The sequence below is a fragment of the Streptomyces longispororuber genome, from assembly GCF_014656095.1.
GTDB classification, from domain to species: Bacteria; Actinomycetota; Actinomycetes; order Streptomycetales; family Streptomycetaceae; genus Streptomyces; species Streptomyces longispororuber.
Map to the genome: position 1 here is coordinate 65,328 of NZ_BNBT01000012.1, position 16,184 is coordinate 81,511.

Here is a 16,184-nt window from a genome sequence, read left to right on the forward strand (position 1 = left end):
CTCGGCAGGGCTTCAAAGCCTGCTGGCTGCCTGGCGATCGCTTGTCAGGCGCCGGGGTCGTCGGCCTTCGCGGCGATGGAGCGGGCGCTCAGGGCCAAGGCGTTGGTTGCCGTGTAGTAGGGCCTGAGGCGGGTGGTGGTGTCGGTGGGGTGGGGGAGTTCGACCGCGGGGTAGGGGTTCGGCTTCTTGCGTTCGACCGTGTCGCCCGTGATGCGGCCGATGGGGATGGTCCGCCCGGCCGTGTGCAGGTGGAGGTCCCAGATCGTGTGGTCGGCCGTGCCGTGGTGCGCCTGTGCCTCGGCGTAGGGGAGCGTGAACTGGAAGTGGGCCGGGGACAGGGCGCGTACGGGCACCGTGAGGGCGGCGGTCCGCGGGCCCGGGGTGCCTTCGGCGGCCGGGTCGGCGCGGGGGGTGAGGGTGACCGTGTCGGGCTCCGCGCCGGGGGGCGGGGAGGCGTCGCCCGTCCTGCGGAGCTCGGCGTCGCCCAGGAGCTTCGCCGTCACCGTCGCGCCCTCCTCGCTGACCAGGACGTGGTTCACCTCGGCGTGGGCCGGGCGCAGCCACGTGCGGACCGCCAGGTAGCCGTCGGCCGTGGTGTACGGGATCCAGGAGCTTAGGCCCTCGGCCGTGACGACCGGCGGAAGCGTCAGGAGGGCCGCCGTCTCCACCAGGCGGGCCCGCAGGCGCCGGCGGTCCGCCGGGGCCTCGCGCGGTGCCACGTAGCAGTCCCAGCGGCCCTCGGCGAGGACGTGGGCGGCGCGGGGCACCGTGGCGACCGGACCCGCCGCGGCGACCGGGGACCCGACCGGGACGCGGACCTCGCGGCGCTGCGGGTCCTTGCGCTTGCGCAGGACCAGGTCGAGGGGGCCGTCCGGCAGGGTGTCGGGGGCGGGGGCGACCGCCAGGCTGCCGTCGGGCGTCATCCGGGCCGAAGCGGCGGGCACGACGGCCTCCTGCTCGGCGGGGTCCGGTGCCGGAGCGGCCGCCTCGCGCGGGGACGCGAAGGCCGCGCGGAGGCGCGTGGTGAGGCTCCGGCGCGGGGAGGTGACACCCGGCCGCAGGGATTCCATCAGGTCCTCGTAGCGGCGCGCGATCACCGACGGGGCGTACGTCGCGGCCTTCGCGCGGGCCGCCACACCCATGCGCGCGCGTAGCTCCTGGTCCTTGATCAGGGACTTCAGCGCGTCCGCGTACGCGTCCACCCCACCCGCCAGCGGGACCAGGAGGCCGTCCGCGCCGTGCGTGATGATCTCCGCCGGGCCGTGCGGGCAGTCCGTCGCCACCACGGGGACACCGCAGTGCATGGCCTCGACGATCGTCATGCCGAACGACTCCATGTCGGAGGAGACCGCCGCGATCGCCCCCTTCGCCCACTCCGTCTCGATGGGGGAGGCGGGGCCCATGAGGAACACCCGGTTGTAGAGGCCGAGTTCGTCGACGAGGCCGCGCAGGCGGGCCTGGTCGGGGCCGCGGCCGTAGATGCGCAGCGTCCAGTCGGGGTGTTCGGCGGCGACCTTCGCGAAGGCGTTGATCAGGCGGTCGTAGCGTTTCACGGCCACCAGGCGGCCCGCCGCGACGACGGTGCGGGAGTCGAGGGCGGACGGGGTGACGGAGGGCGGCGTGACGCCGTTCGGTATGCAGAGGATCTTCGCCCGTACGGTCGGGAGCGCCGCGCGGTAGAGCTGGGCGTCCGCCTCCGAGACCGTGACGAAGGCGTCCAGGCCCTCGGCTATCGCGGCGTTCTGGTCGCCGCGGAGCTGGTCGCTGTGCGCGTCCAGGGAGAGGTGCTCCTGGCCGATGCGGAGGTAGGCCGGGCGGCCCCGCCTCGTGCGCGCGTACCGCGCCAGGTAGCCGTTGAGGATGGGGCGGGTCGCTATCACCGCGTCCGCCTCGGTCCCCTCCAGGTACGCGGCCAGGCGCTGGTCGTGCAGCCTGGTGTAGCGCATCCGGCCGAAGTCCACGCCCTTCTCCGGGAACATGCTGTTCGGACCGCTGTTGAGCTCGTGCTCACCCTCGTACGACGGGCTGTCCGGGCGCATGTCGATCAAGGAGCGCAGCCGGACCCGCGGGTCGAACGGCAGCTCCGGGCTCTCGGCCACCCGGTGCACGCTCACGACCTCCACGTCGTGGTGCGCGGCCGCGAGCGCAGCCGAGAGGTTGGCGGTGGAGCGGATGGTGCCGCCGATGCCGTACGCGTTGTGGATCAGGAACTCGATCTTCACCCAGGGTCCTCCGGTCAGCCTCCGCCCGCCCGCGGACGCGCGAGGGCGCACGCACGCCCGCGGGCGGGCAGGGGTGCGTGAAGGAGATGTGATCTCGTGAAGGCTGGGTGATGAATTCACAGTGCGTGTGTGAAAGTCAATGTGAGGTACAAAGGGGGGCGGAGCGGGGGATTTGCCGCGCTGAGTGATATTTCGCACATCGCGGGCGGGAGTGCTCCGTCGCGGCCTGTCCCGGCACAGGACAAGCGCGGGGCGCGGGCGCCGGTGGGGGCGGGTGCGGGCGCGCGTACGGCGGGGGTGGGGGCGGGGCGGGGACGGTGCCGCCGGCGCCCTCGGCCGAGTTTCAGTTGGACGCCGCTCGACTCCGGCCGACCGTCCCCGGCGGCCCCCGCCGCCTCGCAGGTGATCTCCCCCACGGCCGACCCGTGCCACATGACCTGCGGCGATCGCTCTGCGCGTGCGAACGGCAACACTGCTACATACCCGCTGCGCCAAGCGCGCATGCGCAAGGGTGCCCTGATTCTTACCTCAATCTGGCTGAAGTTTTGTTGATCGCGCCTTAGTTGACGGCCCCGTCGGCTTACCCTTCACAGGGTGAACCAATTGATGTCCCTCGCGTCCGCAGACGCGTCAGACGCGTCCGACGCGTCCGAAGAAGCCGATTCCGCGCCGCCCGGAAACCTGCCCGGCGCGCTGCCAGAAGCGCTGCGCGCCGAACTCGTCGCGTTCCGTCGCGACTTGCACATGCACCCCGAGCTCGGCCACCAGGAGTTCCGCACCACCGCGGCGCTCAAGGCCCGCCTGGAGAAGGCCGGGCTCGCCCCGCGCGTCCTGCCGGGCGGCACCGGGCTCATCTGTGACGTCGGGGGCGACCCGGACGCCGCCGGGCGCCCCGTCCTCGCCCTGCGCGCCGACATCGACGCGCTGCCGATCCCGGACACCAAGGCCGGCGTCCCGTACCGGTCGACCGTGCCGGACCGCGCCCACGCCTGCGGCCATGACGTGCACACGACCGTCGTCCTCGGTGCGGGCCTGGTCCTGGCCGAGCTGGCGCGCCAGGACCGGCTGCCGCAGCCGGTGCGGCTGATCTTCCAGCCCGCCGAGGAGGTGCTGCCGGGCGGTGCGACGGAGGCCCTGGAGTGCGGCGCCCTCGACGGCGTCGGCCGCATCATCGCCGTGCACTGCGACCCCCGCGTCGACGCGGGCCGCATCGGCCTGCGCCACGGGCCGATCACCTCCGCCTGCGACCGCCTGGAGGTCGCCCTGGACGGGCCCGGCGGCCACACCGCGCGACCGCACCTGACGACGGACCTCGTCACCGCCGCCGCCAAGGTCGTCTCCGAGGTCCCGGCCCTCATCGCCCGGCGCGTCGACGCCCGCTCGGGCCTCTCCGTCACCTGGGGGCGCATCGAGGCCGGCCACGCGTGCAACGTCATCCCGCAGCACGCCGAGCTGTCCGGCACCATCCGCTGCCTCGACCTGGACACCTGGCGGCAGGCGCCCGACATCATCCACGCCGCCGTGCAGGAGGTCGCCGACCTGCACCGCGCCAAGTCCGCGATCAACTACGTCCGCGGCGTGCCGCCCGTCGTCAACGACGCGGCCGTCACCGACCTGCTGCGCGACGCCATGACGGCCCGGCGCGGCGCCGACGCCGTGGAGGACACCGCGCAGAGCCTCGGCGGCGAGGACTTCTCCTGGTACCTGGAGCACGTGCCCGGGGCCATGGCGCGGCTCGGCGTCCGTACGCCCGGCGAGCGCGGCGTGCGCGACCTGCACCAGGGCGACTTCGACGCCGACGAGTACGCGATCACCGTGGGTGTCGAGCTGTTCACCGCGGCGGCGCTCGTGGACGCGGCCAACCGCCCCTCCTGAGGGCCCAGCCCCACTCCAGGGACCGCACACCCGCACACCGGGCCCCCGGGCGTCCCGCAGACAGCACCACGGCCGCCACGCCAGAAGCTCCCGGCCGGGACCCCCGCGCGCGCCGCCGTCGGCACCCACAAGGCGCCCACGGCGCGACGGCCCGCACCGGGAGGCGCCCCGCACCGGCGGGAGGCGCCCCGCACCGGGAGGCGCCGCGGACCGGCAGGCATCCCGCACCGGCGGGAGGCGCCCCGCACCACGAGACGCCCCGCGTCCCACCCGTCACACGGTGTCGACGACACCCGCCACGAATCGGTAACGGCGGCCGCCGGACCCGTGTCGCCCCCTTTCCGCGCGCATTAATGTGCGCCGACATCCGCGCCGTTCCAGGTGCGCCGGGGAACGATCGGAACGTGAGGGGTACGTCCTATGCGTCGGCGTCGTCAGCTCCGCACCACCCGTACCCGTACCCGTGCACGGACAGCACCGGCACGTACACGGACACGTACACACGCGCATACGCCTGCACATGCACACGCGCATACGCGTACACGAAGCGCGCGGTGGTCCCAACTCGCCCTGGCCGTCACCGCGTTCGCGCTCCTGGCCACCGCCTGCGGCGAGACCAGCAGCGACGCCGCCAAGGACGACGACGGCGGCAAGAAGAGCGGTGCCTACCAGGGCAAGGGCATTGGCCTCGCGTACGACATCGGCGGCCAGGGCGACCAGTCCTTCAACGACGCGGCCTTCTCCGGCTACGAGCGGGCCCGCGAGGACTTCGGGATCGGCGGCGTCGACATGGAGCCCGGCGACGGCGAGTCCGCCGCCGACAAGACCCAGCGCATCGAGCAGCTCGCGCGGCAGGGGTACGACCCGGTGATCGGCGTCGGCTTCGTCTACGCGCCCGCCATCCAGGAGGTGGCGAAGAAGTACCCGAAGACCACGTTCGGGATCGTCGACGACAACACCGTCCAGGCCGCGAACGTCGCCGACCTGGTCTTCCACGAGGAGCAGGGGTCGTACCTCGCCGGGGTCGCCGCCGCGAAGGCGTCCAGGGCGCGGCACGTCGGCTTCATCGGCGGCGTCGACATACCGATCATCCACAAGTTCGAGGCCGGGTTCGTCCAGGGCGTGAAGTCGGTCGACCCGAAGATCAGGATCGAGCGGCGGTACCTGACCGAGAAGCCCGAGGAGGGCGGCTTCTCCAGCCCCGACAAGGGCCAGGACGCCGCGAGCGGCCAGCTCGAAGCGGGGGCGGACGTGGTGTACCACGCCGCCGGGCTCTCCGGCCAGGGCGTGATCCAGGAGGCCGGGGCGCAGAAGAAGTGGGCCATCGGTGTGGACTCCGACCAATACCGGCAGAAAGCCCTGGCGAAGTACAAGAGGTACATCCTGGGCTCGGCCTTCAAGGACGTGGGCGGGGCGGTGTACGACCTGACGAAGTCGGTCGTCCGCGGCAAGCCGATGACCGGGACCCAGCGGTACGACCTCCGGTCGGGGCGGGTGGGGTTCGCGGACTCCAACCCCGCCTACCGCGCGCGCAAGGACATCGTGGCCGCCGTGGAGAAGGCGGAGAAGGACATCATCAACGGCCGCGTGCAGGTCCGCACCCGCCCGTAGGGGCGAACGGGCCTGTCCGCGGTTGGCCGCACCCGTCCGTAGCGGGGCGAACGGGACCGCCCGCAGGCGCCCGACGCCCGCCCGTAGGGGCGAACGACACTGTCCGCGGTGGGCCGCACCGCCGGGAAGGGGCGAACGGGCCCGTCCGCGGGCGCCCGCACCCGCCGGGGAGGGGTGATCGGCACCACCCGCGCGTGGCCGCCTCCGCCGGGAAGGGGCGATCGGGCCCGTCCGCGGGTGCCCGCAATCCGCCCGTAGGGGCGGATGGCGCCGTCCGCAGGCGCCGCACCCACCCGGAAGGGGCGAACGGCCTGCCCGCAGGCGCCGCCCGCCCCCGCTCGGCAGGAGCGAACGGGCCTGTCCGCGGGCGCCCGCACCCGTCGGGGAGGGGCGGTCGGCCCCCCCCCGCGCGTGGCCGCCTCCGCCGGTAGGGGCGAATGGCGCCGTCTGCAGGCGCCCGCACCGCCGGGAAGGGGCGAACCCCGCCCGCAGGCGCCGCCTGCCCCCGCCTGCAGGCGCCGCCCGCACTCGCCCGGAAGGAGCGAACGGGCCTGTCACGGGCGCCCGCACCCGTCGGGGAGAGGCGATCGGCACCACCCGCGGGTGGCCGCATCCGCCCGGAAGGAGCGAACGGCCCGCCCGCAGGCGCCCGCCCCCGCCCGGAAGGGGCGATCGGCACCGCCCGCGGGTGGCCGCCCCCGCCGAGCAGGGGCGGGGTGATCGGGACCGCCCGCGGGCGCTCGCATCCGCCCGTAGGGGCGAACGGCCCGCCTGCAGGCGCCGTCCGCACCCGCCCGGAGGGATCGAACGGGCCCGTCCACGGGCGCCCGCACCGTCGGGAAAGGGCGATCGGCACCACCCGTGCGTGGCCGCATCCGCCCGTAGGGGCAAATGGTGCCGTCCGCGGGCGCCCGCCCCCGCCCGGCACGGGCGAACGGCACCGCCCACACGCACCCACCCCCGCCCGGCACGGCCGAACGGCACCGCCCGGCACGGGCAAACCGCACCGCCCACACGCACCCGCCCCGCCCCGCCCGGGCGAGCCCTTCCCCTGCCGGCCGCGAGCCCCGCGAGCCCCGCCCCGCCCCAAAACCGCCCCGCCGTGGGCAGGTTCACGTCGTACGTATAACGCGGGGGCCCGCCCCGGCCGTGCCCGGGTGTTCGTCGTACGTATAACCCGTTGCGCCCCGGCGGGTCGGCCCCGGGTGGGGTCGGTGCGGGGGTGATCACCTGCGCGTCATCTCGCCGTCGCCCGGGGGCCACAGGTCGATAACGGAGCGGACAGAAGGGTTCTTATGTCAGGTCTACGCGCGTTACGCTGCGGCGAAATCGCGCCGGTGAGGCGCGTTCCCGTACGTCGTCCCGTACGCACCGCACGTCCGTACTCCCAGGCAAGAGCACGCCGCAGGCGCGCCCGGGCCCGGGGCAGGCGGCGCGGCCGTACGCACGTACGCACCCCCGTCCTCGTCCAAGGACTTGTCTAAGGAGTTCGTCCATGCGCCGGGTGTCCCGATTCGCGCTCGCGTCCGCCGCGACCGCCGCCCTCGCCGTCACCGTCTCCGCCTGTGGCGGCACCTCAAGCGACGCCGCCAAGAGCGAGGACGGCGGCAAGAGCAAGGGTGTCGCGATCGCGTACGACGTCGGCGGCGCGGGCGACCAGTCCTTCAACGACGCCGCCACGGCCGGCATGGACAAGGCCGCCAAGGACTTCGGCGTCGGCAAGAAGGCCGTCGAGCCCACCGACGGCGAGTCCGACGCCGACAAGATCCAGCGCCTCACCGAGCTGGCGAAGCAGGGCTACAACCCCGTCATCGGCGTCGGCTACGCCTACGCGCCCGCCATCAAGGAGGTCGCGGCCAAGAACCCGGACGTCACCTTCGGCATCGTCGACGACGCCACCATCGAGGCGAAGAACGTCGCCGACCTGGTCTTCAACGAGGAGCAGTCCTCGTACCTGGCGGGCGTCGCCGCCGCCAAGGCCACCAAGTCCAAGACCGTCGGCTTCGTCGGCGGCGTCGACAACCCGCTGATCCGCAAGTTCGAGGCCGGCTTCGTCCAGGGCGTCCAGGCCACCGACAAGTCGGTCAAGATCAAGCGCCAGTTCCTCACCGAGAAGGCCGAGGACGGCGGCTTCTCCAGCCCCGACAAGGGCAAGGAGGCCGCCAGCGGCCAGATCGAGGGCGGCGCCGACGTGGTCTACCACGCGGCCGGCCTGTCCGGTCAGGGCGTCATCGAGGCCGCCGCCGCCAAGAAGGTCTGGGCGATCGGCGTCGACTCCGACCAGTACAAGCAGAAGGCGCTCGACAAGTACAAGAAGTACATCCTCACCTCGGCCACCAAGGACGTCGCCGGCGCGGTGTACAACCTGGTGAAGTCGGTTCAGGATGACAAGGCCGAGGGCGGCGTCGTGCGCGCCGACCTCAAGTCCGGCGGCGTCGGCCTGGCCGACTCCAACCCGGAGTTCACGAAGATGAAGGACCTGCAGGCCGAGCTGAAGAAGGCCGAGCAGGGCATCATCGGCGGCAAGATCAAGGTCAAGACGAAGCTGTAGATCGCGGCGTCACGGCCGCGGAACGGGGCGGGGACCCCCTGGGCAGGCCCCCGGGCACCCGCCCCGTTCCCACGGTCAGGGCCTCAACCCCCGTGCGCGGCGCCGCAGTCGGCGCCCGCGGCGGCGCTTGAGGCGTGAAGCAGGGGCACACCGCGTGCGCGGCGCAGGCCCCTTTCCTTTGAGTCCCCGAGGAGAGTGCGCCATCGACGCGTCCACCACCCCTCCGCCCACCGCCACCACCGCGTGCGCGGTGGAACTCACCGGGATCACCAAGCGGTTCCCGGGCGTCGTGGCCAACCACGACATCCACCTGAGCGTCCGCAAGGGCACCGTCCACGCCCTCGTCGGCGAGAACGGCGCCGGCAAGTCGACGCTGATGAAGATCCTCTACGGCATGCAGAAGCCGGACGAGGGCACCATCGCGGTCGACGGCGAGCAGGTCGCCTTCCACAGCCCCGCCGACGCCATCGCGCGCGGCATCGGCATGGTGCACCAGCACTTCATGCTCGCCGACCAGCTCACCGTCCTGGAGAACATCGTCCTCGGCAGCGAGAAGCTGTACGGCATCGGCGCCGGGGCCCGCCGCAAGGTGCTGGAGCTCTCCGAGCGGTACGGCCTCGGGGTGCGCCCCGACGTGTACGTCGAGGACCTCGGCGTCGCCGACCGGCAGCGCGTGGAGATCCTCAAGGTCCTCTACCGGGGCGCCACCACGCTGATCCTCGACGAGCCGACGGCCGTGCTCGTGCCGCAGGAGGTCGACGCGCTCTTCGACAACCTGCGCGAGCTCAAGGCCGAGGGCCTGTCCGTCATCTTCATCTCGCACAAGCTCGGCGAGGTGCTCTCGGTGGCGGACGACATCACCGTCATCCGGCGCGGCACCACGGTGGGCACGGCCGTCCCCGCCGAGACCACCCCGCGCCAGCTCGCCGAGCTGATGGTCGGCAGCGAGCTGCCGACCCCGGAGACCGCCGAGTCGACGGTCACCGACCGGCCGATGATCGAGGTCGAGGAGCTGCGGCTGCTCGCCGAGGGATCGGCCCGCGCGCTCCTCGACGACATCTCCTTCACCATCCACGAGGGCGAGGTGCTCGGCCTCGCCGGCGTCGAGGGCAACGGCCAGACCGAGCTGATCGACGCCCTCATCGGCCTCAAGCACGCCGACTCCGGCTCCATCCGGCTGGCCGGCGAGGACATCACCGCCTGGGCGACGCGCAGGCGCCGCGAGCGGGGCGTCGGGTACATCCCCGAGGACCGCCACCGCCACGGGCTCCTCCTGGAGTCCCCGCTGTGGGAGAACCGCATCCTCGGCCACGTCACCGAGAAGCCCAACTCGCGCGGCCCCGGCGGCTTCTGGCTCGACCCCAAGGGCGCCCAGGCCGACACCCGGCGCATCGTCGAGGAGTACGACGTCCGCACCCCGGGCATCGACGTGACCGCGGCCTCGCTGTCCGGCGGCAACCAGCAGAAGCTGATCGTCGGCCGCGAGATGAGCCACAAGCCGCGCTTCCTCATCGCCGCGCACCCCACCCGGGGCGTCGACGTCGGCGCGCAGGCGCAGATCTGGGACCAGATCCGCGAGGCCCGCCGCGAGGGCCTGGCCGTCCTGCTGATCTCCGCCGACCTGGACGAGCTGATCGGCCTCTCCGACACGCTGCGCGTCATCTACCGCGGGCGGCTCGTCGCGGACGCCGACCCGGCCACGGTCACGCCGGAGGAGCTGGGCTCGGCCATGACGGGCGCGGCCAGCGGCCACCTGGAGCACGTGGAGGAGCCCGAGGACCCCAAGGGCCCCAAGGGCCCTGCGGACCCCGAGGACACGGCGGCCGCGCAGGCCCCGGCCCCGGCGGACACCACCCCGGCCCCCGAGGGCGCCCGCGCCGCGGAGAACGTACAAGAAGCAGCCGGTCCGGAGGACGAGGCCCGATGAAGAAGTTCGACAAGGAGCGCCTGCTCCTCGCGCTGGCCGGACCGGTCATCGCGCTCGTCGCGGCCATGGTGCTGACCTCGGTCGTCCTGGTCGCCTCGGGCAAGAACCCGGTCGAGCCGTACACCCTGATGTTCGAGCAGGCCACCTACTCCGACGTCCAGGTACTGATCATCAACGAGGCCGGGATGTACTACCTGGCCGCCCTCGCGGTGGCCGTCGGCTTCCGCATGAACCTGTTCAACATCGGCGTGGACGGCCAGTACCGCCTCGCCGCGATGGTCACCGCGGTCGTCGGCGCGCACGTGTCGCTGCCGTCCGCCCTGCAGATCCCGCTGCTGATCGCCGTGGCGATGCTCACCGGCGCCTTCTGGGCGGGCATCGCGGGCATCCTCAAGACCACCCGCGGCGTCAGCGAGGTGGTCGCGACGATCATGCTCAACGCCATCGCGACGAGCGTCATCGCCTACCTCACCCTTGACGAGAACTTCGGCGTCCCGGTCGGCAACAACAACACCACCGGCGTCATGCACTCCTCCGGCTGGTTCCCCGGCATCGACATGGGCGCCTCCGGCGAGATCTACGGCTTCGTGATCGTCGCCGCCCTCGCCGGCGTCCTGTACTGGCTGGTCCTCAACCGCACCCGGTTCGGCTTCGACCTGCGCGCCACCGGCGCCTCGGAGTCCGCCGCCGCGGCCTCCGGCGTCAACGCCAAGCGGATGGTCCTCACCGCCATGCTGATCTCCGGCGCGGTCGCGGGCCTCGCGGGCCTGCCCATCCTCCTCGGCGACGTGCACACCTACAGCCTGAGCTTCCCCACCGGCCTCGGCTTCACCGGCATCGGCATCGCCCTGCTCGGCCGCAACAGCCCGGTCGGCATCGCCCTCGCCTCCCTGCTCTGGGCCTTCCTGGTCAAGGCCTCCCAGGCCCTCGACTACAAGGGCTACGACAAGGAGATCGCGGTCATCATGCAGGGCCTGATCGTGATCGCCGTCGTGGTCTCGTACGAGGCCGTGCGCCGCTGGGGCCTCAAGCGCCAGCAGCAGCGGGTCGGTGAGGAACTCGCCGCGGCCGCCCGCCGCGCGGGCACCGGCGGCACCAACGACACCGTGAAGGAGGTGGCTGCGCGATGAGCACGGCAACCGTCACCAAGGCCGCGCCCGCGCCCGCCGCGCCGGGCCGCCGCCGCATCTCGCTCCCCGTCCTGCTCCTGATCGTCGCGGGCGTCCTCGTCCTGACGTCCGTCGTCCGCATGGTCACGGACGCCCACGGCATCACCTCCACCGGGCAGATGTCCGGCGCCCTGCGCCTGGCCGTGCCCATCGGACTCGCGGGCCTCGGCGGCCTGTGGGCCGAGCGTGCCGGCGTGGTCAACATCGGCCTGGAGGGCATGCTCATCCTCGGCACCTGGTTCGGCGCCTGGGCGGGCTACCAGTGGGGCCCGTGGGTCGGCATCGTCTTCGGCGTCCTCGGCGGCGCCATCGGCGGCCTGCTGCACGCGATCGTCACGGTCACGTTCAACGTCAACCACATCGTCTCCGGCGTGGCCCTGAACATCCTCGCCCTCGGCACCACCCGCTACCTGTCGACCTTCGCCTTCGAGGGCACCGACGGCGGTACGTCCAAGCAGTCCCCGCCCGTCGAATCGCTCGGCAAGTTCTCCGTGCCGGGCCTGTCCGACTGGCTCGTGGACCTCAACCAGAAGCACTGGTTCCTGGTCTCCGACCTCGCGGGCCTGCTCAGCGGGCTGCTCACCGACGTGTCGCCGCTGACCCTGATCGCGGTCGCCATGGTGCCGCTGAGCTGGTTCGTCCTGTGGCGCACCGCCTTCGGCCTGCGGCTGCGCTCCTGCGGCGAGAACCCGGTCGCGGCGGAGTCCCTCGGCGTCAACGTCTACAAGTACAAGTACCTGGCGGTCGTGATCTCCGGCGGCCTCGCCGGCCTCGGCGGCGCCTTCCTCTCCCTGGTGGCCTCCAACATCTACCTGGAGGGCCAGACCGGCGGCCGCGGCTACATCGGCCTCGCCGCGATGATCTTCGGTAACTGGATGCCGGGCGGACTCGCGCTCGGCGCGGGCCTGTTCGGTTACACCGACAGCCTGAAGCTGCGGGGCGGCGGCACCAACGTCCACGCCCTGCTGCTCCTGCTCGCCATCCTTCTCCTCATCGGGGCGGTCTACCTGGTGTGGCGCAAGCGCTACGTCCCCGCGGCGGTCACCGCGGCGGTCTCGGCGCTGATGTTCGCCTGGTACGGCCTCACCGACGAGGTGCCCAACCAGGTCGTGACGGCGACGCCGTACGTGGTGACGCTGCTCGTCCTGTCGCTCTCCGCCCAACGCCTGCGGATGCCGAAGGCGGACGGCATGCCGTACCGGAAGGGGCAAGGCAAGTGACCACCGCTGTCGACTGGGAGGCCCTGCGGGACGCCGCGCGCGCGGCCATGTCCCGTGCGTACGCGCCCTACTCGGGCTTCCCGGTCGGCGCGGCGGCCCTCGCCGACGACGGCCGCACGGTCACCGGCTGCAACGTCGAGAACGCCTCGTACGGCCTCGGCCTGTGCGCCGAGTGCGGTCTGATCTCGCAGCTCCAGCTCACCGGCGGCGGCCGGCTCACGCACTTCACCTGCGTGGACGGCAAGGGCGACGTCCTCATGCCGTGCGGCCGCTGCCGCCAGCTCCTGTACGAGTTCGGCGGCCCGGGGCTGCTCCTGGAGACGGCGTCGGGCGTCCGCACGCTCGGCGAACTCCTCCCGGACGCGTTCGGCCCCGAGCACCTGAGCTGAACCCGCGCCCCGGGCGCCCGGCTCCGGAGAAGGCCCCCGCCGTCGGCGTGGGCCTTCGTCAACTCCCCTTCTCTATGCGCGTAGAGTCGCCCTCTGCGCACCACTGCCACAGCCGGAAGGACTTGTTGTCATGGACGTCATCTCCGTCATCCGCACCAAGCGGGACCGCGGCGAGCTGAGCGACGAGCAGATCGACTGGGTCATCGACGCGTACACGCGCGGCGCCGTCGCCGACGAGCAGATGTCGGCCCTCGCGATGGCCATCCTGCTCAACGGCATGAACCGCCGGGAGATCGCCCGCTGGACGGCGGCGATGATCGCCTCCGGCGAGCGCATGGACTTCTCGTCCCTGACCCGCCCCACCGCCGACAAGCACTCCACCGGCGGCGTCGGCGACAAGATCACGCTGCCGCTCGCCCCGCTGGTCGCCGCCTGCGGCGCGGCCGTGCCGCAGCTCTCCGGGCGCGGCCTCGGCCACACCGGCGGCACCCTGGACAAGCTGGAGGCGATCCCCGGCTGGCGCGCCCTGCTCTCCAACGAGGAGATGCTGAACGTCCTGGACGGCGTCGGCTCGGTCATCTGCGCGGCGGGCGACGGCCTGGCCCCCGCCGACAAGAAGCTGTACGCGCTGCGCGACGTGACCGGCACGGTGGAGGCGATCCCGCTGATCGCCTCCTCCATCATGTCGAAGAAGATCGCGGAGGGGACGGGCTCGCTCGTCCTGGACGTGAAGGTCGGCAGCGGCGCGTTCATGAAGACGATCGAGGACGCGCGGGAGCTGGCCTCCACGATGGTCGGCCTCGGCACCGACCACGGCGTGCGCACGGTCGCCCTGCTCACCGACATGTCCACGCCGCTCGGCCTGACCGCGGGCAACGCGCTGGAGGTCCGCGAGTCCGTCGAGGTCCTGGCGGGCGGCGGCCCGGCCGACGTGGTCGAGCTGACCCTCGCCCTGGCCCGCGAGATGCTCGACGCGGCGGGCCTGCCGGACGCGGACCCGGCGAAGGCGCTGGCGGACGGCTCCGCGATGGACGTCTGGCGCCGCATGATCACCGCGCAGGGCGGCGACCCGGACGCGGCCCTGCCCGTGGCCCGCGAGACCCACGTCGTCACGGCCCCGGCCTCCGGCGTCCTCACCCGCCTCGACGCGTACGACGTCGGCGTCGCGGCCTGGCGCCTCGGCGCGGGCCGGGCCCGCAAGGAGGACCCGGTGCAGGCCGGGGCGGGCGTCGAACTGCACGCGAAGCCGGGCGAGACCGTGACCGCCGGGCAGCCGCTCCTCACCCTCCACACGGACACCCCGGAGCGCTTCGCGTACGCCCTGGAGTCCCTGGAGCACGCCTACGACATCGCCCCCGCGGGCACGGCCTTCTCGGCCGCCCCGATCATCCTGGACCGCGTGGGCTGATCCTCCGAACCCGGGCCCGGGAAGCAACACCCCTGGCCCGGGCCCGGGAAGCAACGCCCCTCACCGGACCTGGGAGCAACGCCCCCCCAGCTCCCGCCCCTCCGTCTGGGGCTCCGCCCCTTTCCCCCTCCACGGCGCTCCGCGCCTCGTCCTCAAACGCCGGACGGGCTGGGAACCGCGCCGAGCCACGGCTGGATCGGTTCCTGCGGTGCCTGGGTAAGGAAGGGCGACTGGCACAGTACCGAGCGGGCGGGAGATTTCAGCCCGTCCGGCGTTTGAGGACGAGGCGCGGAGCGCCGATGAGGGGGGCGAGGGGCGCAGCCCCAGACAGGGCGGCGGCAGGGGAGGGCGCGGGTTCACCGATGAGTTCGGGGGAGTGGGGCGGTCCTTTGTGCGTGGCAGCTTCCGATGAGAACCCCGCGAACCTCATGGTCCTCACCGGGCCCGTCCGCCAGGAGGACATTCCGGCGCTCTGCGCCGAGCTGGACCGGGTGGCCCGGCCCGGCCAGGGCCCCGTCGTGTGCGACCTGCGCGGCGTCACCACGGCCGACCTGGCCACGGTCGACGCCGTGGCCCGGCTGCGGCTGGCCGCGCGCAGGGCGGGGGTGGGGCTGCGGCTGCGCGGCCCCACCCCGGCCCTGTGGGCCCTGCTCGGCCTGGTCGGCCTCGCGGAGCTATGCGTCGAGGTGGAGCGGCACCCCGAAGAGCGGGAACCACCGCTGGGTGTCGAGGAAGCAGTGGAATCCGGCGACGCGGCCCTCTGAGATCTCGATGACCTGGATCGCCCAGGGCATGTAGCCGCCGTTGTCCGGGTCGGGCTTGTACTGCGCGAAGCCGGGTGTGCCGTTGACCGCGACCGGCAGGAGCCGGGAGCCCGCGCACGGCGCGCCCATCGTCGACATGAAGCCGGTGATGTCCCGCGGCCCGCGCAGCCACAGGTCGAACGGGGGCATCGTCATGACGGCGTCCTCGTGGAGCAGGGCCGTCAGGGCCGCCATGTCGTACCCCTCGAAGGCCTTCACGTAGCGGTCGAGGAGCTTGCGCTGGTCCTCGTCCAGCGGGTCGGACGTGGCGGGGTCGTCCGCGGGGCGCTCGGCGAGGGTCGCGCGGGCCCGCTGGAGGGCGCTGTTCACGGAGGCGACCGTGGTGCCGAGGAGCTCGGCGACCTCGCTCGCCTTCCACGCGAGCACCTCGCGCAGGATCAGCACCGCCCGCTGCTTGGCGGGCAGTTGCTGGAGCGCGGCGACGAAGGCGAGCCGCACCGACTCCTTGGCGACGGCCGCCTCCTCGGGGCCGGAGGCGGCGGGCAGCACGCGGGCGTCCGGTATCGGCTCCAGCCAGACGTTGTCCGCGCGGGGGGTGAGGGCCGCCTGCGCCAGCGGCGTGGACGCGGTCAGGTCCATGGGGCGGGCGCGGCGGTTGCCCGCGTTCAGCATGTCCAGGCAGACGTTGGTCGCGATGCGGTACAGCCAGGAGCGGAGGCTGGAGCGGCCCTCGAACTTCTCGTAGCTCCGCCAGGCGCGGACCATCGTGTCCTGCACGGCGTCCTCGGCCTCGAAGGCCGAGCCCAGCATGCGGTAGCAGTACCCCGTGAGCTCGACGCGGTACTTCTCGAGACTGGCGTCCAGCTCCGTGGTCGCCCCGACAACCTTGCTCATCCCAACCCACCCCAGTGCCCGTGCCGGCCGGCGCCGGCTCCCCGCGGACCCGTGTCCGCGGGGTGCGGAAGTGTCCGTACTCCGGAAGCTACCGCAGCCCACTGACAACGGCCCCCGGAGCGGGGAAATCAGCAGGTCACGGGGTGGTCGCGCC

Annotated in this window: 11 protein-coding genes; 9 read left to right on the forward strand and 2 right to left on the reverse strand. The window is 73.0% G+C overall.

The annotated features are described in order from the left end of the window. Positions 1-44: 44 nt before the first annotated feature. Positions 45-2,222, reverse strand: a complete 2,178-nt coding sequence (locus IE330_RS06660; protein WP_190134911.1) for a glycosyltransferase — start codon at positions 2,220-2,222, stop codon at positions 45-47. A gap of 594 nt (positions 2,223-2,816) precedes the next feature. Here IE330_RS06660 and IE330_RS06665 point away from each other — a divergent pair. From IE330_RS06665 to IE330_RS06705, 9 genes are all read left to right on the forward strand, one after another. Next, positions 2,817-4,097 (forward strand): amidohydrolase, encoded by a 1,281-nt coding sequence (locus IE330_RS06665; RefSeq protein WP_373314580.1) that lies wholly within the window; start codon positions 2,817-2,819, stop codon positions 4,095-4,097. Positions 4,098-4,667: 570 nt separating this feature from the next. Continuing rightward, positions 4,668-5,708 (forward strand): BMP family lipoprotein, encoded by a 1,041-nt coding sequence (locus IE330_RS06670; protein WP_229925443.1) that lies wholly within the window; start codon positions 4,668-4,670, stop codon positions 5,706-5,708. Between the two features lie 1,495 nt (positions 5,709-7,203). After that, positions 7,204-8,259, forward strand: a complete 1,056-nt coding sequence (locus IE330_RS06675; protein WP_190134913.1) for a BMP family lipoprotein — start codon at positions 7,204-7,206, stop codon at positions 8,257-8,259. 202 nt (positions 8,260-8,461) lie between these two features. Beyond that, positions 8,462-10,186: an ABC transporter ATP-binding protein gene (locus IE330_RS06680; RefSeq protein ID WP_373314582.1), complete on the forward strand. Its 1,725-nt coding sequence runs from the start codon at positions 8,462-8,464 to the stop codon at positions 10,184-10,186. Then, a complete protein-coding gene (locus IE330_RS06685; RefSeq protein WP_190134914.1) occupies positions 10,183-11,316 on the forward strand; it encodes an ABC transporter permease in 1,134 nt (377 codons plus the stop codon). Before IE330_RS06680 ends, IE330_RS06685 begins: the two co-directional genes overlap by 4 nt. After that, positions 11,313-12,575, forward strand: coding sequence for an ABC transporter permease (locus tag IE330_RS06690; RefSeq protein WP_190134915.1), 1,263 nt, complete (start codon positions 11,313-11,315; stop codon positions 12,573-12,575). The genes IE330_RS06685 and IE330_RS06690 overlap by 4 nt, the downstream gene beginning before the upstream one ends. Beyond that, a complete protein-coding gene (locus tag IE330_RS06695; protein ID WP_190134916.1) occupies positions 12,572-12,964 on the forward strand; it encodes a cytidine deaminase in 393 nt (130 codons plus the stop codon). The genes IE330_RS06690 and IE330_RS06695 overlap by 4 nt, the downstream gene beginning before the upstream one ends. 130 nt (positions 12,965-13,094) lie before the next feature. Beyond that, a complete protein-coding gene (locus tag IE330_RS06700) occupies positions 13,095-14,372 on the forward strand; it encodes a thymidine phosphorylase (RefSeq protein WP_190134917.1) in 1,278 nt (425 codons plus the stop codon). A gap of 395 nt (positions 14,373-14,767) precedes the next feature. Continuing rightward, positions 14,768-15,136, forward strand: a complete 369-nt coding sequence (locus IE330_RS06705; RefSeq protein WP_229925436.1) for an STAS domain-containing protein — start codon at positions 14,768-14,770, stop codon at positions 15,134-15,136. Here the strand turns inward: IE330_RS06705 and IE330_RS06710 are convergent. Beyond that, complete coding sequence (locus IE330_RS06710; RefSeq protein ID WP_190134919.1) at positions 15,047-16,030, reverse strand: sigma-70 family RNA polymerase sigma factor; 984 nt, start codon at positions 16,028-16,030, stop codon at positions 15,047-15,049. The genes IE330_RS06705 and IE330_RS06710 overlap by 90 nt on opposite strands. Between the last annotated feature and the right edge of the window lie 154 nt (positions 16,031-16,184).